The 20,273-nt window shown below is 68.0% G+C and carries 17 protein-coding genes; 15 read left to right on the forward strand and 2 right to left on the reverse strand.

Annotated features, from left to right (window positions below; translation table 11 throughout):
• The first annotated feature begins 294 nt into the window (after nucleotides 1–294).
• The 4 genes from glf to JOY29_RS07910 all read left to right on the forward strand — a co-directional run bounded on the left by glf (nucleotide 295) and on the right by JOY29_RS07910 (nucleotide 6,438).
• Nucleotides 295–2,538: a UDP-galactopyranose mutase gene (gene glf, locus JOY29_RS07895; RefSeq protein WP_300972984.1), complete on the forward strand. Its 2,244-nt coding sequence runs from the start codon at nucleotides 295–297 to the stop codon at nucleotides 2,536–2,538.
• A gap of 15 nt (nucleotides 2,539–2,553) precedes the next feature.
• Nucleotides 2,554–4,710, forward strand: a complete 2,157-nt coding sequence (locus tag JOY29_RS07900; RefSeq protein ID WP_300972985.1) for a family 1 glycosylhydrolase — start codon at nucleotides 2,554–2,556, stop codon at nucleotides 4,708–4,710.
• A gap of 79 nt (nucleotides 4,711–4,789) precedes the next feature.
• On the forward strand, nucleotides 4,790–5,554 hold the full coding sequence (locus JOY29_RS07905) for a histidine phosphatase family protein (protein ID WP_300972986.1): 765 nt from the start codon (nucleotides 4,790–4,792) through the stop codon (nucleotides 5,552–5,554).
• Nucleotides 5,551–6,438: an NAD(P)H-hydrate dehydratase gene (locus JOY29_RS07910; RefSeq protein WP_300972987.1), complete on the forward strand. Its 888-nt coding sequence runs from the start codon at nucleotides 5,551–5,553 to the stop codon at nucleotides 6,436–6,438. The genes JOY29_RS07905 and JOY29_RS07910 overlap by 4 nt, the downstream gene beginning before the upstream one ends.
• Here JOY29_RS07910 and pyk read toward each other — a convergent pair.
• Nucleotides 6,423–7,883: a pyruvate kinase gene (gene pyk, locus JOY29_RS07915; RefSeq protein ID WP_300972988.1), complete on the reverse strand. Its 1,461-nt coding sequence runs from the start codon at nucleotides 7,881–7,883 to the stop codon at nucleotides 6,423–6,425. The genes JOY29_RS07910 and pyk overlap by 16 nt on opposite strands.
• A gap of 128 nt (nucleotides 7,884–8,011) precedes the next feature.
• On the opposite strand from pyk, the gene JOY29_RS07920 reads away from it, so the two are divergent.
• The 5 genes from JOY29_RS07920 (at nucleotide 8,012) to ruvC (ending at nucleotide 14,859) form a co-directional block, all read left to right on the forward strand.
• Nucleotides 8,012–8,254 carry a DUF2312 domain-containing protein gene (locus JOY29_RS07920; RefSeq protein ID WP_029941961.1) on the forward strand — a complete coding sequence of 81 codons (243 nt, stop codon included), beginning with the start codon at nucleotides 8,012–8,014 and terminating at the stop codon, nucleotides 8,252–8,254.
• Nucleotides 8,255–8,515: 261 nt separating this feature from the next.
• Complete coding sequence (locus tag JOY29_RS07925) at nucleotides 8,516–13,126, forward strand: Calx-beta domain-containing protein (protein ID WP_300972989.1); 4,611 nt, start codon at nucleotides 8,516–8,518, stop codon at nucleotides 13,124–13,126.
• 117 nt (nucleotides 13,127–13,243) lie between these two features.
• Entirely contained in the window at nucleotides 13,244–13,561 is a 318-nt protein-coding gene (locus JOY29_RS07930; protein WP_300972990.1) for a YbjQ family protein, read from the forward strand.
• 72 nt (nucleotides 13,562–13,633) lie between these two features.
• A complete protein-coding gene (locus JOY29_RS07935; RefSeq protein ID WP_300972991.1) occupies nucleotides 13,634–14,377 on the forward strand; it encodes a YebC/PmpR family DNA-binding transcriptional regulator in 744 nt (247 codons plus the stop codon).
• Nucleotides 14,374–14,859, forward strand: a complete 486-nt coding sequence (ruvC, locus tag JOY29_RS07940) for a crossover junction endodeoxyribonuclease RuvC (protein ID WP_300975506.1) — start codon at nucleotides 14,374–14,376, stop codon at nucleotides 14,857–14,859. Before JOY29_RS07935 ends, ruvC begins: the two co-directional genes overlap by 4 nt.
• Nucleotides 14,860–14,862: 3 nt before the next feature.
• On the opposite strand, the gene JOY29_RS07945 is transcribed toward ruvC, so the two are convergent.
• Nucleotides 14,863–15,738, reverse strand: a complete 876-nt coding sequence (locus JOY29_RS07945; RefSeq protein WP_300972992.1) for an alpha/beta hydrolase — start codon at nucleotides 15,736–15,738, stop codon at nucleotides 14,863–14,865.
• Between the two features lie 137 nt (nucleotides 15,739–15,875).
• Between JOY29_RS07945 and ruvA the strand changes: the two genes are divergently transcribed.
• The 6 genes from ruvA to tolQ are packed head-to-tail and all read left to right on the forward strand — an operon-like array spanning nucleotide 15,876 to nucleotide 20,224.
• Nucleotides 15,876–16,472, forward strand: coding sequence for a Holliday junction branch migration protein RuvA (ruvA, locus tag JOY29_RS07950; protein WP_300972993.1), 597 nt, complete (start codon nucleotides 15,876–15,878; stop codon nucleotides 16,470–16,472).
• Nucleotides 16,469–16,870, forward strand: coding sequence for a GFA family protein (locus JOY29_RS07955; RefSeq protein WP_300972994.1), 402 nt, complete (start codon nucleotides 16,469–16,471; stop codon nucleotides 16,868–16,870). Before ruvA ends, JOY29_RS07955 begins: the two co-directional genes overlap by 4 nt.
• Nucleotides 16,870–17,895 (forward strand): Holliday junction branch migration DNA helicase RuvB, encoded by a 1,026-nt coding sequence (gene ruvB / locus JOY29_RS07960; RefSeq protein WP_300972995.1) that lies wholly within the window; start codon nucleotides 16,870–16,872, stop codon nucleotides 17,893–17,895. The genes JOY29_RS07955 and ruvB overlap by 1 nt, the downstream gene beginning before the upstream one ends.
• A gap of 9 nt (nucleotides 17,896–17,904) precedes the next feature.
• Nucleotides 17,905–19,026, forward strand: coding sequence for a DUF3089 domain-containing protein (locus JOY29_RS07965; RefSeq protein WP_300972997.1), 1,122 nt, complete (start codon nucleotides 17,905–17,907; stop codon nucleotides 19,024–19,026).
• A 53-nt stretch (nucleotides 19,027–19,079) separates the two neighbouring features.
• Nucleotides 19,080–19,544: a YbgC/FadM family acyl-CoA thioesterase gene (locus JOY29_RS07970; protein WP_300972998.1), complete on the forward strand. Its 465-nt coding sequence runs from the start codon at nucleotides 19,080–19,082 to the stop codon at nucleotides 19,542–19,544.
• Nucleotides 19,541–20,224: a protein TolQ gene (gene tolQ, locus JOY29_RS07975; RefSeq protein WP_300972999.1), complete on the forward strand. Its 684-nt coding sequence runs from the start codon at nucleotides 19,541–19,543 to the stop codon at nucleotides 20,222–20,224. Before JOY29_RS07970 ends, tolQ begins: the two co-directional genes overlap by 4 nt.
• Nucleotides 20,225–20,273 lie beyond the last annotated feature (49 nt).

Below are 20,273 nucleotides of genomic sequence, written 5' to 3' on the forward strand. Positions count from 1 at the left end.
CCTAAAGGCCTGAACAGTTGTTCATCCTCCAGTCGGGGGGCGAGATCCGTTTGCCGCACCGCAGCATCCAACCAGCCGAAAGGGGCCGCATCACCGCGGAACCAGGTTTGGCAACCGTTGTTTGACCGAAACTACATCGGCCTTTTTCAGAGAGGTTCCTACCGCATGTTCGACAAAGTCGGCGTTCACGACACTGGGTCTTCTCCGGTTCCTGCGTTTTCGAACAAGCGAACGACGCTCCTCTGCTTTTCGCACCTTCGCTGGGATTTCGTCTTCCAGCGCCCACAGCATCTGATGAGCCGCTTCGCCAAGACGATGCCGGTCGTGATCTGGGAAGAGCCGGTGCCGGCCGCCCAGGGTGAGGGTCCCTCGCTCGATGTGCGTCCCGCCAAGGATTGCACCAACGTCACCGTCGTCACCCCCCACCTGCCCGAGGGCTTGGACGTCAACGCGCAGCGAACGATCCTCAAGGGGCTGCTCGACCAGTTCGTGTCGAGCACCGAGGGGCGGCTGATCCGCTGGTATTACACGCCGATGATGCTGCCCTTCTCACGGCATCTCGACACGGTGGCGACCGTCTATGACTGCATGGACGAACTGTCAGCCTTCAAGTTCGCGCCGACCGAGCTGCTCGAGCTCGAGCGCGAGCTGCTGGAAGCGGCGGACGTCGTCTTCACTGGCGGCTATTCGCTGTACGAGGCGAAGAAGAAGCGGCACGGCAACGTCCACCCCTTCCCTTCGTCGGTCGACCGCGCTCACTTCGGCAAGGCCCGCGCCGGCATCGACGACCCGTCCGACCAGGCCGGCATCGCCCGTCCGCGCTTCGGCTTCTACGGCGTGATTGACGAGCGGATCGACCTCGAGCTGCTCGACTGCATGGCCGAGATGCGGCCCGACTGGCAGCTGGTGATGGTCGGACCGGTGGTGAAGATCAGCGAGGACGACCTCCCCCGCCGCGACAACATCCATTACCTCGGCGGCAAGACCTATGCCGAGCTGCCGGCCTATCTCGGCAACTGGGACGTGGCGATGATGCCGTTTGCCATCAACGAGGCAACCCGCTTCATCTCGCCGACCAAGACGCCGGAATATCTGGCCGCAGGCAAGCCGGTCGTCTCGACCCCGATCAAGGACGTCAAGCGTCACTATGAGAAGCTGTCCGGTGTCCGCATCGCCGGCACTGCCGAGCAGTTCGTCGAAGCCTGCGAGCGGGCGCTGACGCTTGGCCAGGGCAGTGACGAGTGGCTGGCCGAAGTCGACCTGGCGCTGGCCGACATGAGCTGGGACACCACTCAGGCACGGATGGCCGCGCTTCTGGCCGAGCTGACCGAGCAGGGCCAGAAGATCGAGCGCCCCGCTTTCGGCCAAGGTCACTACACCCACACCAAGACCAAGAAGTACGACTATCTGATCGTCGGCTGCGGCTTTGCCGGCTCGGTGCTGGCCGAGCGGCTGGCGACCCAGCATGGCGCGCGGGTGCTGATGATCGACAAGCGCGATCATGTCGGCGGCAACGCCTATGACGAGCTCAACGAGAACGGCATCCTCTACCACAAATACGGGCCGCACATCTTCCACGCGAACAGCGACGAGATCGTCAGCTATCTCTCGCAGTTCACCCAGTGGCGGCCCTACGAGCATCGTGTGCTGGCGCATGTTCGCGACCAGCTGGTGCCGATCCCGATCAACCGCACGACGCTGAACAAGCTGTTCGATGCCGGGCTCAAGAACGACGAGGAAGCGGCTGCCTTCCTGGCGGCGCGGGCCGAGCCGGTGGCGGACATCCGCACCTCGGAGGACGTCGTCATCAACGCCGTCGGGCGCGAGCTCTATGAGCTCTTCTTTCGCGGCTATACCCGCAAGCAGTGGGGTCTCGATCCGTCGGAGCTCGACAAGCAGGTGACGAGCCGGATCCCGACCCGGACCAACACCGACGACCGCTACTTCACCGACACCCACCAGATCATGCCGCTTGAGGGCTACACCCGGATGTTCGAGCGGATGCTCGACCATCCGCTGATCGACAAGCAGCTCGGCACCGACTTCCGCGATGTCCGCAACGACATCGACGCGGCGCACATCATCTACACCGGCCCGATCGACGAATATTTCGACTGGCGCTTCGGCAAGCTGCCCTATCGCAGCCTGCGCTTCGTCCACTCGACGATCGACAAGGAGCAGTTCCAGCCGGTGGCGGTGGTCAACTACCCGGACACGGAGACGCCCTACACCCGTATCTCCGAATACAAGCACATGACCGGTCAGGAGCATCCGCGGACGACCATCACGCTCGAGTATCCGAGCGCGGAGGGCGATCCTTATTATCCGATCCCGCGGCCGGAGAACCAGGCCTTGTTCAAGAAGTATGAGGCGCTTGCGGACTCGACGCCGGGCGTGACCTTCGTCGGCCGCCTCGCCACCTACCGCTATTACAACATGGACCAGATCGTCGGGCAGGCACTCGCCACCTTCCGGCGGATGGACGAGAGCCGCACCCGGGGCGGAGCCGCCAGCCGGGAGCTTCGCCTGGCGATCTGAGCCGGGAGCCTGGTGATGGACAAGGATCGAGAAAGCAGCACTCCGCCCCTCGAATTATGGGGCGGAGTGGAATGCACGGTCGTCCGCATCGGCGACGAATATCGCGACCAGGTCGTCGAGACGGGCCATTCGGTCCGGCTCGCCGACCTCGACGCCATCGCCGACCTCGGTATCCGCACGGTTCGCTACCCGATCGTGTGGGAGCGGGTGGCGCCGGACGATCCCGCCACGCTCGATTTCTCCTGGCATGACGAGCGGCTGCGGCGGCTTCGCGACCTCGGGATCAGGGTCATCGGCGGGCTCGTCCATCATGGCTCGGGCCCACGCCACACCGACCTGCTCGATCCGGCCTTCCCGGCCAAGCTCGCCGATTATGCCGCACAAGTGGCGGAGCGCTACCCGTGGATCGACCGCTGGACGCCCGTCAACGAGCCGCTGACCACCGCCCGCTTCGCCTGCCTCTACGGCCACTGGTACCCGCATCGGCAGGACTTGGGTGACTTCCTCGCCGCGCTGGTCAACGAATGTCATGCGTCGCTGGCGGCGATGCGGGCGATCCGTACGGTGATCCCGGGCGCGCTCCATGTCACCACCGAGGATCTCGGCAAGACGTTCTCGACGCCGAAGCTCGCCCATCAGGCCCGGCATGAGAACGACCGCCGCTGGCTGAGCCTCGACCTGTTCACCGGCCGGGTCGACGACCGCCACCCTTTCTGGAGCATGCTCAAGGAATCGGGCTGCAGCGACGAGGCGCTGGCCGAGCTCGCCACCGGCGAGGCCGCCCCCGACATCATCGGCATCAACCATTATCTGACCAGCGAGCGCTACCTCGACGACCGCACCGAGCGCTATCCGGGGCAGCCGGTCGGCAGCAACGGCCGGCAGCGCTATTGCGATCTTGAGGCGGTGCGCATGCCGCACCTCGCCGGCCGGGTCGGTCCCGCCGCACGGCTGCGAGAGGCATGGGAGCGCTACGGCATCCCGCTCGCCATCACCGAAGTCCATCACGGCTGCACCCGCGAGGAGCAGGTGCGCTGGTTCCACCATGTCTGGAACGCGGCTGAGCAGGTCCGCAGCGAAGGCGTCGACATGCGCGCCGTCACCCTGTGGAGCCTGTTCGGCAATGTCGACTGGCGCTCGCTTCTCACCCGCAAGGAAGGCATCTACGACGTCGGCGCTTTCGACACGCGCGGCGGCAAGCTCCGCCCGACCATGGTCGCCAGAGCAGCGGCGAGCCTCGCTTCGGGGAGGATGCTCGACCATCCGGCGGTCGCGGGCAGGCCCTGGTGGCGGCGTCCCGAGCGCTTCTACATCGGCTCGGGGTCCTGCAAGCCGCACCACTTCGGCCGGCATCCCCTGCTGATCACCGGCGCGACCGGAACGCTCGGCCAGGCCTTCGCGCGCATCTGCCACCACCGTGGCTTGCGGCACGTGCTGACCGACCGGTCGGCGCTCGACATCACCGATGCCGCCTCGATCGGCGCGGCGCTCGATCGCCTGCGTCCTTGGGCGGTGGTCAACACCGCCGGCTTCGTCCGCGTGCCGGAGGCCGAGCATCAGCCGGACGACTGCTTCCGGATCAACACGACCGGTCCCGAACTGCTCGCCGCCGCCTGCCGGGAACGCGGCATCCCGTTCGTCACCTTCTCCTCGGACCTGGTGTTCGACGGCAAGCTCGGCCGGCCCTATCTCGAGCCCGATCCGACCAGCCCGGCCTGCGTCTACGGCGAGAGCAAGGCGCAGGCCGAGGACCGGGTGCTGTCGATCGATCCGCAGGCGCTGATCGTGCGCACCAGCGCCTTCTTCGGACCGTGGGACGCCCACAACTTCCTCCATCACACGGTCGCCCAGCTCAGCCGCGGCGACGAGGTGCATGCCAGCGACCAGGCAGTCGTCTCGCCGACCTATGTACCCGACCTTGTCCATGCCTCGCTCGACCTCCTGCTCGATGGCGAGCAGGGCATCTGGCATCTCGCCAACGAGGGCAGCATCAGCTGGCACGGCCTCGCGCGGGAAATTGCAGGACGGACCGGCCTCAGCCCGAGGAAGATCCGCGATAGCGGCGGCGACAAGGCGGACAACACGCTCGGGACCAGCCGAGGGCAGATCCTCCGCCCGCTGGAGGCCGCGCTGGACGACTTCGTCCGTCATTCCGAAACGATCGCGCGCTGACCTGCCCGGGCCCGTTGATTTGAACCGCGCGCCCGCTCGTGCTTTGACATGGGCGAAGCAAGGAGCCCGACCCGCCGCCATGCCGATTTCCCACTGGCCGCAGCGCCTCTACCTCGTTCGCCACGGGCAGAGCCAGGGCAATGTCGCGCGCGACCGGTCCGAGGCGCAGGGGCTGGCGACCATCGGGCTCGACATGCGCGACGTCGACGTGCCCCTGTCCGACTTCGGCCATCGCCAGGCCGCCGCTGCCGGCCGCTGGTTCGCGGCTCTACCAGACGAGGAGAAGCCGGAGGTCATCCTTTCCTCGCCCTACCTTCGCGCGCGCCAGACCGCCCGGGCGATCTGCGAGGCGGGCGGCCTCGCTGGCGGCCGGGCCCGCACCGTCATCGACGAGCGCTTGCGCGAGCGTGAATTCGGCGTATTCGACGGCCTTACCAGCCTCGGCATCCGCCAGAAATATCCGGAGGAAGCCGCCCACCGGAACCGGCTCGGCAAATTCTACCATCGCCCGCCCGGCGGCGAGAGCTGGGCCGACGTCATCCTCCGCCTTCGCTCGGCGATGAACTCGATCAATCTCCATTATAACGGCCGGCGCGTGCTGATCGTCTGCCACCAGGTGGTGGTGCTGTGCATGCGCTACGTGCTGGAAGAGCTGGAGGAGACGGAGATCCTCGGCATCGACAAGGCCGCCGACATCCTCAACTGCGGCATCTGCGCCTTCGACTTCACGGTCCACGACCTCGACTGCGTGCCGCGCCTCGCGTTGTGGAACCATGCCGCCCCGCTGGAGGAAGAAGGCGCACCGGTGACCGACGCCCCGGACAAGATCGCCGGCAGCCGGTGAGCGCTCCGGTCGCGCTCGACGCGGAGACCCTGAAGCGCTTCCCGCTCCCTGTCATCGCCAGCGGCGACAAGGATGCGCGCGGCTCCATCCTGCTTATTGCCGGAAGCCGCGAAGTGGCCGGCGCCGCCCTGCTGACCGCCATGGGTGCGATGCGCGCCGGTGCCGGACGGCTGCAGATCATGACCGTCGCCAGTGCCGCGCCCGGCCTGTCCGTCTCCATGCCCGAAGCGATGGTCACCGGTCTTGCCGAAGGCCGCGACGGCGGCTTTGCGCCTTCGACGGTCAAGCCGCTGGCCGACCGCGCGGCCGAAGCCGACGTGGTGGTCGCCGGACCCGGGATGCGCGGCAATGCCGGTTGCGCGAAGCTCGCAGCGGCGCTTGCCGGCAAGGGGCACAAGCTCGTCCTCGACGCCGCCCTGCTCCATGCCCTGCCCAAGCGTCAGTCCGACATCGCCCGCTCGGACTGCCCGACCATCCTCCTTCCCCATGCCGGCGAGATGGCGAGCCTGCTCGGCTGCGACGAGGAGGAGGTGGAAGCCGATCCCGTCCGCGCCGGCCGCGACTGCGCCGACCGCTACGATGCGGTGACCCTGGTCAAGGGCGTCCAGAGCCACATCGTGTCGCCGGACGGGCAGGTCTTCCGCTACGAAGGCGGCGGACCCGGCCTCGGCGTCTCAGGCTCCGGCGACACGCTGGCCGGCATCGTCGGCGGCCTCCTCACCCGCGGCGCCGATCCGCTTACCGCCCTACTGTGGGGCGTCTGGTGCCACGGCGAGGCCGGCCGCCGCCTCGGCAAGCGGATCGGGACATTGGGCTATCTCGCCCGCGAAATACCGGACGAGGTGCCCGGCATCCTGCGCGACGGGGGTCAGCTCACCCCGTAATCGTCGAGCTCGTCGCCGACCACGCGCACCACGTGCAGCACGTTGGTCGACCCCGCCGTCCCGAACGGAACGCCGGCAAGGACGATGATCCGGTCGCCGCCGGCACCAAGCTTGTGGCGGAGGACCATGCGCTTGGCCTTGCCGACCATCTCCTCGAAGCTGGCGACGTCGCGGGTGTGGACAGCGTGGACGCCCCAAACCAGGCCCATGCGCCGAGCGACGGTGCGACTGGCGGTCATGACCAGCAGCGACACCGGGCCGCGCTCGCGGGCGATGCGGCGGGCGGTCGACCCGGTCGACGTGTAGCAGACCATCGCCGCCACCTTGACCGTATTCGCGATGTTGCCGGCGCTTTCGGCAAGCGCGTCGGCGGTGGTCGGCTCGGCGGGCGTCGCGGTGAAGTGGACGCGCGCCGCATAGTTGGGGTCGGCTTCGACCGAGCGGCCGATCCGGTCCATCATATGCACCGCCTCGATCGGGAACTGGCCGGCCGCGCTTTCGGCCGACAGCATGATCGCATCCGCGCCGTCGTAGATGGCATTGGCCACGTCGCTCACCTCCGCCCGGGTCGGGGTCGGCGAGGTGATCATGCTTTCCAGCATCTGGGTCGCGACCACCACCGGCTTGCCGAGCTCGCGGGCGCGGGCGACGATCATCTTCTGCAGCGGCGGAACGGCCTCGGCCGGAAGCTCGACGCCAAGGTCGCCGCGCGCGACCATCACCGCGTCGGCATGCTCAAGGATGCCCTCGAGCCGCTCGATCGCCGCCGGCTTCTCGATCTTGACCAGCAATGCGGCCTTGTCGCCGATCAGCTGACGCGCCTCGATCACGTCCTCGGGCCGCTGGACGAAGGACAAAGCGATGTAATCGGCGCCCTGGGCGAGGGCGAACTGGAGGTCGTCGCGATCCTTCTCGGTCAGCGCCGGGATCGGCACCAGCACGTCGGGGACGTTGACGCCCTTGTTGTCGCTGACCTTGCCGCCAACCTCGACGATGGTCTCGATCCGGGTGGCGGAGACGGCGGCGGCGCGAAGCCGGATCTTGCCGTCGTCGATCAGCAGCTGGTCGCCCTCGCGCACCGCCTCGAACAGCTCCGGATGGGGAAGCTCGACCCGGCCCGAGTCGCCGGGCGCGGTATCGGCGTCGAGGATGAAGCGCCCGCCCGTTTCCAGCATCGCCGTGCCGCCGGCGAAGCGGCCGACGCGAAGCTTTGGCCCCTGGAGGTCGAACAGGATGCAGGTCGGCCGCTTGTATTCCGCCTCGAGGCTGCGGATCGCCTCGACGAGCGCCGTCTTGGCCGCCTGGTCACCATGGCTCATGTTGATGCGGAAGGCGTCGGCCCCGCATTCCATCAGCTTGGCGATCATTTCGCGGCTGCTGGACGCCGGCCCCAGCGTCGCCAGGATCCTGACCTTGCGTCCGCGCGGACCCACCGACATCGCCACTTAGCTCATACTCCGCTGATGTTGCCGGCTTGCCATAGCGGCGGACGGGCGGGTTTCAACCGCTTGGCGGCGCGGACCCGCTTGTCTAAGGCCCCCCGCGCATACCTATTCACCGGGGAGGATGATTCATGTCCGACGGCAACGTCGCGGCCGACCAGTTGCGCCTGTTCATCGAGCGCATCGAGCGGCTCGAGGAAGAGAAGAAGGGCGTCGCCGACGACATCAAGGATGTCTACGCCGAAGCCAAGGCCAATGGCTACGACACCAAGACGATGCGTAAGGTGGTCGGCCTCAGGAAGATGGAAAAGCACGCCCGCGACGAGGCCGATGCCCTGCTCGAGACCTATCGCAACGCGCTCGGCCTCCATTAGGACGGCCTCGAGCCCAGCGAAGATCGGCGGCTGACCCGGCTCCATGCGTGGCGTCACGCATGGAGCCGGCGGATCTTGCCGCCGTTCCGGGCCGCTAGCGGCTAGCCGACCCACTGCTGCTGCCAAATCAATGCATTAGTGTCAGTAACTTGTAACCAAGCCGGGCCAAGGCCGCGACGGGATATCCGAGCATCGCGACGAACTCCACCTGCCGCCATGGGGGCGGCCGGCGACGGCGGGTGCGCATTTCAGGGGTAGAGTGTGGGCAAGACCTATTTCCGGCTGAGCAACGGCAACTTCTTCCAGGACTGGAGCGACGACGCGCTCATCACCGGCAACGATGACTGGAGCAAGGTCGCCAGCATCGTGGGCTATCTCGGCAATGGCATGGTCGGCTCGTCGACCGGCGTAAATCCGGCCACGGTCACCGGCGACAGCATCGACGTCGACGTCATCGCCAACCAGACCAATCCCAACACCAACACCAGCGGCGGCGTGGCCGAGTTCCGGATCGCCGACCCGACCGTCGCCCTGCAGGGGTCCGGAACGGCCGGCGCCCCGTACCTTGCCCTCTACCTGGACGCGAGCGGGCGGGAGAACATCACCCTCAGCTTTATCGCGCGCGACATCGACGGCAGCGGCGACAATGCGGTCCAGCCGCTCGCCGTCCAGTACCGGATCGGCGACAGCGGGACATGGATCACCGTTCCCGCGGGGTCGATCGCCGACGCCTCGACCGGGCCCGGCCTCGCCACCGCCAGCACCGCCGTGAGCGTCACCCTGCCCGCCGCCGCCAACAATGCGGCCGAACTGCAGATCCGAATCATCACCACCAACGCTTCGGGCAGCGACGAGTGGATCGGGATCGACGACATCTCGGTCGTCAGCAACGCATTCACCGAAGCCGCCCCCGGCATCCTCTCGATCGGCGACGCGACCCTCGTCGAAGGTGACGACGGCAGTGCCGACATGCTGTTCACCGTCACCCGCGCCGGCGGCAGCGACGGCGCCGTCTCGGCCGACTGGAGCGTCCTGCTTGACGGCACCGCCACGGCAGCGGACCTCGGCAGCCCGCTTGCCGGCACCGTCAGCTTCGCTGCTGGCGAGACCAGCGCGACCATCCGCGTGCCCGTGGCCGGCGACCGTGTCGGCGAAAACGGCGAGACCTTCTCCGTTCAGCTCACTGCGCCGAGCGGCGGCGCGACCATCGGCGATGGCACCGCCACCGGCACCATCGCCAACGACGACCTCCCGCCCGTCGCCAACGTCTTCATCAACGAGATCAACTATGATCCGGCGGGCACCGACACGGGCGAGTTCATCGATCTGACCGGTCTCGCCGGCACGGATCTGACCGGCTGGAGCGTCGTCCTCTACAACGGCAACGGCGGCGCCCCCTACGGCACGCAGAAGCTGTCCGGAATGCTCGCCGACAGCGCCAACGGCTTTGGCTTCCGCTCCGTCTCCTATCCCTCGAACGGCATCCAGAACGGTTCGCCGGACGGCATCGCCCTGGTCGACCCGTTCGGCCGCGTGGTACAGTTCCTGAGCTACGAAGGCACGATGACCGCGGTCGGCGGCCCGGCCAACGGCCTCACGTCGACCGACATCGGCGTGTTCCAGGAGCAGGCGCCCCTCGGCACCAGCCTGCAGCTGACCGGCACCGGGTCGAGCTACGGCGACTTCAGCTGGAGCTATAATGTCTCGTCGACCAATGGCGGCGCCAACGAGGGCCAGACCTTCCTGTCCGGAACCGACCAGGGCCGCATCCGAATCGCCGATGCGGCGGTGGTCGAAGGCAATGCCGGCACCACGCCGATCGTCTTCACCGTCACCCGCTCAGGCGGCTTTGCGAGTGAGGCGAGCGTCGCCTGGAGCCTCGACTTCGGCACCTCAGCCTCGACCGATGACCTTGCTGCGGGAACCCCTGCCAGCGGCATCGTGACCTTCGCACCGGGCGAGTTCACCAAGACCATCCGGCTGGAGGTCGCCGCCGACACGTTGGGCGAGAACAACGAAGGCTTCCTCGTCCGCCTCGGCGACGTCACCGGCAATGCCGTGGTGGTCGACGACAATGCGCTCGGGGTCATCCTCAACGACGATCCGGTCGCGCGCACCATCATGGAGATCCAGGGCGAAGCCCATCAGTCGGCCTATGTCGGCCAGCCGGTGATCACCGGCGGCATCGTCACGGCGGTGGATTCGACCGGCTTCTACCTCCAGGACCCCGCCGGCGACGGCAACGCCCGGACGTCGGACGCAATCTTCATCCGCACCACCACGCCGCCATCCGTCGCGGTCGGCGACGCGCTGGAGCTGACCGGTGTCGTCGGCGAGTACAAGCCGAGCGCCACCGGACTGTCGGTGACCCAGGTGACCGCCTCGTCCATTTCGGTCCTGTCGAGCGGCAACGCCCTTCCGGCGGCGGTGACGATCGGCACCGGCGGAATCCTGCCCCCGACCGAAAGCATCGACAGCGACGGTCTTGCCCTCTTCAACCCGGAGACGGACGGGATCGATTTCTGGGAGTCGCTCGAAGGCATGCGGGTGACGGTCGACCAGCCGGTCGTCGTCTCCAACAGCAACGAATATGGGGAAGTCGATATCGTCGCCTCGGCCGGCGCCGGCGCGACCGGGATCAACGATCGCGGCGGCATCACCATCAGCGCTGGGGACTATAATCCCGAGAAGATCCAGCTCGACGACCGGCTGGCCGCCCAGCCGCAGCTCAGCACCGGCGACCTGCTCGGGTCGGTGACCGGCGTCATCAACTACAGCTTCGAACGCTACGAGCTGCTCGCGACCGAGACGGCCGCGGTCACCACCGACCGCACGGTCGGCGACGACGACACGGTCCTCGCCGGGGACGCGAACCACGTCAGCATCGCCACCTACAATCTCGAGAACCTGGACGCGTCGGACGGCAAGTACGACCTGCTCGCCAACGACATCGTCTACAGCCTTCGTGCACCCGACATCCTCGCGGTGCAGGAAGTCCAGGACGCTGACGGCGCGGGCAACGGCAGCAACCTGTCGGGCGCGAGCAACGTCCAGGGGCTGATCGACGCCATCTATGCGGAGAGCGGCCTCGTCTACACCTATGTCGAGATCGCGCCGGACCGCGCCGGATCGACCGGCGGCGAGCCGGGCGGCAACATCCGCAACGGCTATCTCTACCTGTCCGACCGGGTCAGCCTGGTCGACGGCAGCCTGTCCCTGCTCGACGATCCCGCCTTCGCCGGCTCGCGCAAGCCGCTGATCGCGACCTGGTCGTTCAACGGGCAGGAGTTCAGCACCATCAACGTGCACTTCACCTCGCGCCTCGGCTCCGACCCGCTGTGGGGCGACGCGCAGCCGCCGGCCGATGGCGGCGATGCCTCGCGGATCGCGCAGGCGGCGGCGGTCGGGGACTATGTCTTCGACATCCTCGCCGAAGACTCGACGCAGCAGTTCGTTCTGCTCGGCGACTGGAACGGCTTCTCGTTCGAACGGGCGCAGACCCAGCTCACCGACGGCGGCGTCTTCACCAACCTCGCCGACCTGCTGCCAGAGGAGGAGCGCTATTCCTACGTGTTCGACGGCAATTCGCAGCTGATCGACAACATGCTGGCGACCGGCGGCCTGCTTTCCGGTGCCCGCTACGACGCGGTGCACATCAATGCCGAGTTCACCGGCGAACGGCCGACCGACCACGACCCGCAGCTTGCGCTGCTCCGGATCGCCATCACCCCGCACGACCTGGTGCTGAGCGATGGCGTGGTCGACGAGAACTTGCCGGTCGGCACCGTCGTCGGCACCTTGTCGGCGACCGACACGCCGGGCGACACGCTCGTCTATGCTCTGGTCGACGATGCCGATGGCCGCTTCGTCGTCGATCCCGTCACGGGCATCGTCCGCACGGCCAGGCTGCTGGATCATGAAGCGGACGCCAGCTTCGTGCTCGTTGCCAGCGTCACTGACAGCGCCGGCCTCAGCTCGCAGAACGAGGTCACCGTGACGGTCGGGGACGTCAACGAGGCCCCGGTCGCGGCGGAGGACTCCATCGCCGTCGACGAGGATGCGACCAGCGACAATCTGTGGGCATTGCTGACCGGCAACGACGGCGACCCTGATGTAGGCGACGCGCTCACCATCACGTCGGTGACCGGCCCGGCCCTCGGCAGCCTGATCTTCGATCCGGTGAGCCAGAGCCTCCGCTACGTCGCCGACAATGACGCCTTCGACGCGCTCGCGCCCGGCGCCCGGGCGGTGGACAGCTTCACCTACACGGTGGCGGATGCCGACGGCCTCACCAGCACGGCAACCGTCAGCGTCTCGGTCACGGGAATCGCCGACGGCATCGTGGCGGGCGGCGCCAACGGCAATGACAGCCTGACCGGCACCGGGGGCGAGGATCGCATCGCCGGCAACAATGGCGGCGACCGGCTGTTCGGCCTCGACGGCCACGACCGCCTCGATGGCGGGGCCGGCGACGATTGCCTGGTGGGCGGCCGCGGCAATGACACGCTGCTGGGCGGGCTCGGCGACGATCTGCTCGAGGGCGGCGCCGGTCGCGACAGTTTCGTGTTCGGCGCCAAGGCAGGCAACGACATCATCACCGACTTCGACGTCGCCAACGACAAGTTGCTGTTCGACAATATCGGCATCCGCTCGACCCAGTCCGGTGACTGGAACAGTGATGGCGTCGCCGACCTCCGTCTCGCCCTGACCGGCGGCGGCTCGGTCACCCTGCTCGGCCTGTCGTCCCTGGCCGGCGTCCAGACCGGCGCCTATGCGCCCGAGACGATCGGCACACAGGGCTTCATGGTCGACGGGGGTGGCACTGCTCCGGCCGTCCATCAGCTCTCCGGCGACTCCTGGCTGTTCGTTTGAGTCGAGGGGAGATCGCCGCCGCTTGCCGGCGACGGTCTCCCGCCCGGAGGCGCTGATAGGACCTTTCGCGACCCCGTCGCTCTGCCTAAGGTCACCGCGAAGCAGGGGAGCAAGCGCATGATCATCACCACCACCTCGACCCTCGAAGGCCGCCCGGTCCGCGACTATCTCGGCCTTGTGGGTGGCGAGGTGATCGTCGGCGCCAACATCATCAAGGACGTGTTCGCGTCGGTCAGCGACTTCTTCGGCGGCCGCTCGGGCGCCTATGAATCCTCGATCCAGGAAGCGCGCGCCCAGGCGATGCAGGAAATGGAAGCCTCCGCCCGCCGCCTCGGCGCCGACGCCATCCTCGCGGTCGACTTCGACTATGAGGTGATCGGCAAGTCGGGCTCGATGCTGATGGTCTGCGTCTGCGGCACCGCCGTGAAGCTCTAGTCCCCACTCGTCGCGATTGAGCCGGACGGCCAAGCTGGCTAGAGGCGCTGGCGACAATCAAGCGGGACACCCATGGCCGGCCATAGCAAATTCAAGAATATCATGCATCGCAAGGGCGCTCAGGACAAGAAGCGCTCGGCGATGTTCTCCAAGCTTTCGAGGGAGATAACCGTCGCGGCCAAGATGGGGCTGCCGGATCCCGACATGAACCCGCGGCTGCGCGCGGCGGTCCTCGCCGCCAAGGCGCAGTCGATGCCCAAGGACAATATCCAGCGAGCGATCGACAAGGCCTCGACCGGTGACACCGAGGCTTATGAAGAGATCCGCTACGAGGGCTTCGGCCCGGGCGGAGTCGCGCTGATCGTCGAAGCCCTGTCCGACAATCGCAACCGCACCGCGACCAACGTCCGCACGGCCTTCTCCAAGAACGGCGGCAACCTCGGCGCGTCGGGCTCGGTCAGCCACGGCTTCGAACGGCTCGGCCTGATCGAATATGACGGCAAGGCGGGCGACGCCGACAAGGTGCTCGAAGCGGCGATCGAAGCCGGCGCCGATGACGTCGAGAGCGACGATGAGGGCCACCGCATCTGGACCGGCATCGACGGCATGCACGACGTTGCCAAGGCGCTCGAGGCGCAGCTCGGCGAAGCCCAGACGGTCAAGCTCGCCTGGAAGCCCTCGACCTCGGTCGATGTCGGCGCCGACGATGCGTCGAGCCTGATGAAGCTCATCGACACGCTCGAGGACGACGATGACGTCCAGACGGTGTGGGGCAATTACGAGATCAGCGACGAAGTCGCGGAGAGCCTCGCCTGATCATCCTGGGCCTCGACCCGTCCCTTTCCTCGACCGGCTGGGGAATCGTTCGCGCCGAGGGCAATCGGCTTACCCATGTGGCCAATGGGCAGATCAAGACGGCTGCCAGCGCCGACCTTGCGCGGCGGCTGGCCGAGATTGCCCGGACGGTGGATGCGATCATCGCCGAACACCGCCCGGACGCGGCGGCGGCCGAGGAGGTGTTCGTCAACAAGAACCCTGCCTCGACCCTCAAGCTCGCTCAGGCGCGCGGGGTCGTACTGGCTGGCATGGGCAAGGCCGGGCTGGACGTCGGCGAATATGCGCCAAGCCTGGTGAAGAAGGCGGTGGTCGGCACCGGCGGAGCGTCCAAGGACCAGGTCCATTCGATGGTCGGCCTGCTGCTTCCAGGCGTCAGGATCGCCGGCGAGGACGCGGCCGACGCGCTCGCCGTGGCCATTACTCATGCGCATCATCTGGCCACGGCGAGGCGCCTCGGCTGAGGCTCAGGCGAGCGCTTCTTCCCGCTCGCTCGCCGCTTCGCCAACCTCTTCCCCGCGGATGAAGGCCAGCAGGTCGGCGTTGATGGTATCGGCGTGGGTCGTCGCCATGCCATGCGGGAAGCCCGGATAGATCTTCAGGCGCCCGTTCTTCAGCAGCTTGATCGCACGCAGCGCCGCATTGGCGTAGGGCACGATCTGGTCGTCGTCTCCGTGCAGGACCAGAACGGGCACCTCGATTGCCCGCAGGTCGTCGCTGAAGTCGGTCTCCGAGAAGGCCTTGATGCAGTCATACTGGGCCTTGATCCCACCCTGCATGCCCTGCCGCCACCAGTTGCGGATCACGCCGTCGATCGGTTCGACGCCCTCCCGGTTGAAGCCATAGAATGGGCCGGACGCGACATCGAGGAAGATCTGCGCGCGATTGGCGGCGACGCCCGCACGATAGCCGTCGAACGCCTCGATCGGGATGCCGCCGGGGTTGTCATCGGTCTTCACCATCTGCGGCGGCACGGCCCCGAGGATGGCCGCCTTCGCGACCCGTCCAGGCTCCGCTCGCGCGACATAATGGACAACCTCGCCGCCGCCGGTCGAATGACCGACATGCACCGCGTCCCTGAGGTCGAGCTTCGCAGCAAGCTCGATCAGATCGGCAGCATAAGTGTCCATCTCATTGCCGTGATCGGTCTGGCTGGAGCGGCCGTGCCCGCGCCGGTCGTGGGCAATCACCCGGAAGCCCTGATCGAGGAAGAACATCATCTGCGCGTCCCAATCGTCCGCGCTGAGCGGCCAGCCGTGATGGAAGACGATCGGCTGCGCGTCCTTCGGACCCCAGTCCTTGTAGAAAATGCTCGTCCCGTCGCTGGTCACTAAATTGGACATCGGAATCTCCTGGCTCTGGCCCCGCCCCCGGCGACTCATCAACAGGATGGCACCAACATACCATGGTTCTTGTATGCGCCGAAGGATCATCCGAGCCGTCTCGACGAACCGCATGTTGAGCCGCTACCACTCCGCCCATGATCGCCCGCCTCGCCGGCACCCTCGCCGAACTTTCCACCGACAGCGCGGTCATCGACGTGCGCGGGGTCGGCTATGTCGTGCTGGCAAGCGGCAAGACGCTCACCGCCCTGCCCGCGGTCGGCGGCGACGTCGTCCTGCTGACCGAGCTTCAGGTCCGCGAAGACAGCATGACCCTGTTCGCCTTCGGCTCGGCGGCCGAGCGGGAGGCGTTCCGGCAACTGACCAGCGTGCAGGGCGTCGGCGGGCGGCTGGCGCTGGCGATCCTCTCGATCCTCTCGCCCGACGAGCTTGCCCGTGCGGTCTCGGCCGGCGACAAGGCGATGATCGCCCGGGCGAGCGGCGTCGGCCCCAAGCTTGCCCAGCGCATCGCGCTCGAACTCCAGGGCAAGCTCGGCCTTCCGGCGGCGCTCGGGCCCAGTGCCAGCGGCAAGCCGGCCGGCGGCGCCACCAACGACGCCCTCTCCGCCCTCGCCAACCTCGGCTTCAAGCCGGTCGAGGCAAGCCAGGCCGTCGCCGCCGCCGCCGAGGAACTCGGCCCCGACGCCACCCTCGACGCCCTCGTCAGGCTGGCCCTGCGGAAGGCGGCGAAATGAGCCACCCCGTCGCTTCCTGTTCCTGCGGCCAGCTCCGCGCGATCGTTCTCGGCGGTGAGCCGGTGCGGGTGTCGGTCTGCCATTGCCTCGCCTGCAAGAGGCGGACCGGCAGCGCCTTCTCGGTCCAGGCACGCTGGCCGGACGAGATGGTGAGGTTGGAGGGCCGCTCGGCCGTCTACGTCCGCATCGCCGAGAGCGGCAATCCGGCCGATTTCCACTTCTGCCCGGAATGCGGCGCGACGGTCTTCTTCCGGACAATCAACCTGCCCGGCATGACCGCCCTTCCCCTCGGCGCCCTCGACGACCCCTTCGAACTCACCCCGACCATCTCCATCTTTGAAGAACGCAAGCACTGCTGGGTGGACATCACCGGCGACGGCGTGGAGCATATCGGCTGATGACCCCCGACCCCGATCGCATCACCACGCCCGAGCGCACGTCCGAGGACGTGGATGCCGCGCTTCGGCCGAAGCGGCTGGACGAGTTCGTCGGGCAGCAGGCGGCGCGGGAAAACCTCCGGGTGTTCATCGCCGCCGCCAAGGCGCGCCAGGAAGCGCTCGACCATGTGCTCTTCTTCGGCCCGCCGGGGCTCGGCAAGACCACGCTGGCGCAGATCGTCGCGCGCGAGATGGGGGTCGGCTTCCGGGCGACCTCGGGGCCGGTGATCGCCAAGTCGGGCGACCTTGCGGCCCTGCTCACCAACCTTGAAGACGGCGATGTCCTGTTCATCGACGAGATCCACCGGCTCAATCCGGCGGTCGAGGAAGTGCTCTATCCGGCGATGGAGGACCGCGCGCTCGACCTTGTCATCGGCGAAGGTCCGTCCGCGCGCTCGGTGCGGATCGACCTGCCGCGGTTCACCCTGGTCGGCGCGACCACCCGGCAGGGGCTGCTGACGACGCCGCTGAGGGACCGGTTCGGAATTCCGGTCCGTCTCAACTTCTACACGGTCGGCGAGCTGGAGCTGGTGGTGCGCCGTGCCGCCAGCCTGCTCGGCGCACCCGTCACTGAGGATGGCGCGCACGAGATCGCCCGCCGCAGCCGGGGCACGCCGCGGATTGCCGGGCGCCTCCTTCGCCGGGTGCGCGACTTCGCCCATGCGGCCGGGAGCGACAGCATCGATGCCCCGACCGCCGACCGGGCGCTCAGCCGGCTGGAGATCGACGCACTCGGCCTCGACGCGATGGACCGCCGCTACCTGACCATGATCGCCGACCTTTATGGCGGCGGGCCCGTCGGGGTGGAGACGCTCGCCGCCGGCCTCAGCGAACCGCGGGACACGATCGAGGACGTGATCGAGCCCTATCTCATTCAGCTCGGCCTCATCGCCCGCACCGCACGCGGGCGCTGCCTCAACGGCAAGGCCTGGACCCATCTTGGCCTGACCCCGCCGGCCGGCACTGCCAACGGCCTGTTCGACTAGGGAGTATCCATGTCGCTTCTGCTTGCCTCCCTTCTCGCCGCCCAGGCCGCGCCCGCGCAGCCGGCACCGGCCGCCGCGCCCGATTACCGCACCGCCGCCAGCTGGCTGTGCCTGCCGGGCCGTAAGGACGTCTGCGCCACCCCGCTGCCGACGACGGCGCTGACCCGGAACGGCTATGGCTCGACCGGTCTGGCCCGGCCGGCCGCCAGCCCGAAGCTCGACTGTTTCTACGTCTATCCGACCGTCAGCCAGGACAAGGGCTTCAACAGCGACCTCACCGCTGACCTGGAAAATGGCGCGGCGATGAGCCAGTTCGCGCGCTTCGGCAGCGTATGCCGGACCTTCGCGCCCCTCTACCGGCAGATGACCACCAGCGCGATCGGCGCGGCGGCGCTCGGCCGCGACCCGGCGCCCTGGTTCAACATCGCCTATGGCGACGTCCGCGCGGCCTTCCGCAACTTCCTTGCGACCCGCTCGGGCGGGCGGCCGTTCGTGCTGGTCGGCCACAGCCAGGGCAGCTGGCTGCTGCAGCGCCTCATCGCCGAGGAGGTCGAAGGCAAGCCCGCCGCACGGCAGATGGCGCTGGCGATCATTCCGGGGTTCAACACGCTGGTTCCCGAAGGCAAGCTCACCGGCGGCACCTTCAAGTCGACGCCTCTCTGCACGAAACCCGGCCAGCGCGGCTGCGTCGTCACCTATGTCAGCTACCGCACCAACAATCCGCCGCCCCCCGGCGCGCTGTTCGGCCATGCGGCGGGCAATGGCATGACCGTCGCCTGCACCAATCCGGCGGCGCTGGGATCGCGGAACTGGGCCAGCCTCGACAGCTATTGGACGGCGCGCAGCAACCTGCCGGTGCCGGGCGGGCCGATCCGCTGGTCGACCGACGGCACGCCGCCGACGCCCTTCCTCCGCACCGAGGGGCTGGCGTCCGGCCGCTGCGTCAATGACGGTCCGCGCGGCTATCTCGAGATCCGCACCAACGTGACCCCCGGCGCCAAGTGGACCGACCGCATCGGCGGCGAGGTCGGCATCGGCGGACTGTTCATCCCCGGCTGGGGCATGCACCTTGCCGACATGTCGGCGCCGCAGGGCGACCTGATCCGTCTGGTGGAAGCGGTGGCGCGCTAGAACGGTCGTTCGGGGTTGCCGCGGCGACTCGCTCGCCGCTAGAGCCTGCGCCCATGGCGTCACCCTATGACCAGCCCTACCGCGGCGGCTTCGACGGGCCGAAGCATCGCTTCGCGCTGACGGTCTATTTCGAGGACACCGACACCGCCGGCATCGTCTATTACGCCAACTATCTGAAGTTCATGGAGCGGGCGCGCTCGGACATGCTGCGGGCGGCCGAGGTCGACCAGCGCGGCGCGCTCGAGGCCGGCACCGGCGTCTACGCCGTGGCCGAGGCCCACGTCCGCTACGTCCGTCCGGCCAAGCTCGGCGACGACCTCGTCATCGTCTCGACGCTGGAGGAAGTCCGCGCCGCCTCGGTCCGCATTCAGCAGCGAGTCATGCGCGGCGACGAACTTTGCGCCGAGGGGCGGATCACCGCCGCGTTCCTGACACCCGACGGACGGCCGACGCGCCAGCCGCGGGATTGGGTCGCGCGCTTCGAGGCGATCAGGTCCCAGCAGAAGGATGTAGAATGACGGGTGCGCCCGCCGACATGATGAGCCCGCTTGCCCTCTTCCTCCACGCCGACGTGGTGGTGAAGGCGGTGATGATCGGGCTGCTGCTGGCCAGCGTCTGGACCTGGGGGATCATCATCTCCCACGCCAGCCGGCTGAAGAAGATCAACCGCGACAGCAGCGCCTGGGAGCGGGACTTCTGGGCGGCCAAGGACATCGACGCCTTTCACCAGGCGCGCGGTTCGGAGGACGTCCCTTCGGCCCGGATCGTCACCGCCGGCCTCAAGGAATGGCGGCGCTCGGTCGCCCTTCCCGGCAATGACCGCAGCGGCGCGCGCGAGCGGCTGACGACGGTGATGGGCGCCGAGGTCGAAGGTGAGCTCGACCGCCTGTCCGATCGCCTCAACATCCTCGCCACGGTTGCCAGCAGCGCGCCCTTCATCGGGCTGTTCGGCACCGTCTGGGGAATCATGCGCAGCTTCACCGCCATTGCGGGCGCCAACAACACGTCGCTGGCCGTCGTCGCCCCGGGCATCGCCGAAGCCCTGTTCGCCACCGCCATCGGCCTGTTCGCGGCCATCCCGGCGCTGATCGCCTACAATCGCCTGACCCATGGCCTCGACCGGCTGGAAGCGCGGCTGAACCGCTTCGCCGACCGCTTCCACGCCACCTTGAGCCGCGAGCTGGAGCGCGAGGGCTGATGGGCGCGTCAGTCGGCGGCGGCAGGCGGCGGGGCGGCAGGCGCGCGCC

Source organism: Sphingomonas sp. LHG3406-1, assembly GCF_029637485.1.
GTDB lineage: Bacteria > Pseudomonadota > Alphaproteobacteria > Sphingomonadales > Sphingomonadaceae > Sphingomicrobium.

Excerpts from the sequence above, each read along its gene's own strand:
- glf (WP_300972984.1), top strand. The coding sequence starts at position 295 with ATGAGCCGCTTCGCCAAGACGATGCCGGTCGTGATCTGGGAAGAGCCG.
- JOY29_RS07900 (WP_300972985.1), top strand. The coding sequence starts at position 2,554 with ATGGACAAGGATCGAGAAAGCAGCACTCCGCCCCTCGAATTATGGGGC.
- JOY29_RS07905 (WP_300972986.1), top strand. The coding sequence starts at position 4,790 with ATGCCGATTTCCCACTGGCCGCAGCGCCTCTACCTCGTTCGCCACGGG.
- JOY29_RS07920 (WP_029941961.1), top strand. The coding sequence starts at position 8,012 with ATGTCCGACGGCAACGTCGCGGCCGACCAGTTGCGCCTGTTCATCGAG.
- JOY29_RS07930 (WP_300972990.1), top strand. The coding sequence starts at position 13,244 with ATGATCATCACCACCACCTCGACCCTCGAAGGCCGCCCGGTCCGCGAC.
- JOY29_RS07935 (WP_300972991.1), top strand. The coding sequence starts at position 13,634 with ATGGCCGGCCATAGCAAATTCAAGAATATCATGCATCGCAAGGGCGCT.
- JOY29_RS07945 (WP_300972992.1), bottom strand. The coding sequence starts at position 15,738 with ATGTCCAATTTAGTGACCAGCGACGGGACGAGCATTTTCTACAAGGAC.
- ruvA (WP_300972993.1), top strand. The coding sequence starts at position 15,876 with ATGATCGCCCGCCTCGCCGGCACCCTCGCCGAACTTTCCACCGACAGC.
- JOY29_RS07955 (WP_300972994.1), top strand. The coding sequence starts at position 16,469 with ATGAGCCACCCCGTCGCTTCCTGTTCCTGCGGCCAGCTCCGCGCGATC.
- ruvB (WP_300972995.1), top strand. The coding sequence starts at position 16,870 with ATGACCCCCGACCCCGATCGCATCACCACGCCCGAGCGCACGTCCGAG.
- JOY29_RS07965 (WP_300972997.1), top strand. The coding sequence starts at position 17,905 with ATGTCGCTTCTGCTTGCCTCCCTTCTCGCCGCCCAGGCCGCGCCCGCG.
- JOY29_RS07970 (WP_300972998.1), top strand. The coding sequence starts at position 19,080 with ATGGCGTCACCCTATGACCAGCCCTACCGCGGCGGCTTCGACGGGCCG.
- tolQ (WP_300972999.1), top strand. The coding sequence starts at position 19,541 with ATGACGGGTGCGCCCGCCGACATGATGAGCCCGCTTGCCCTCTTCCTC.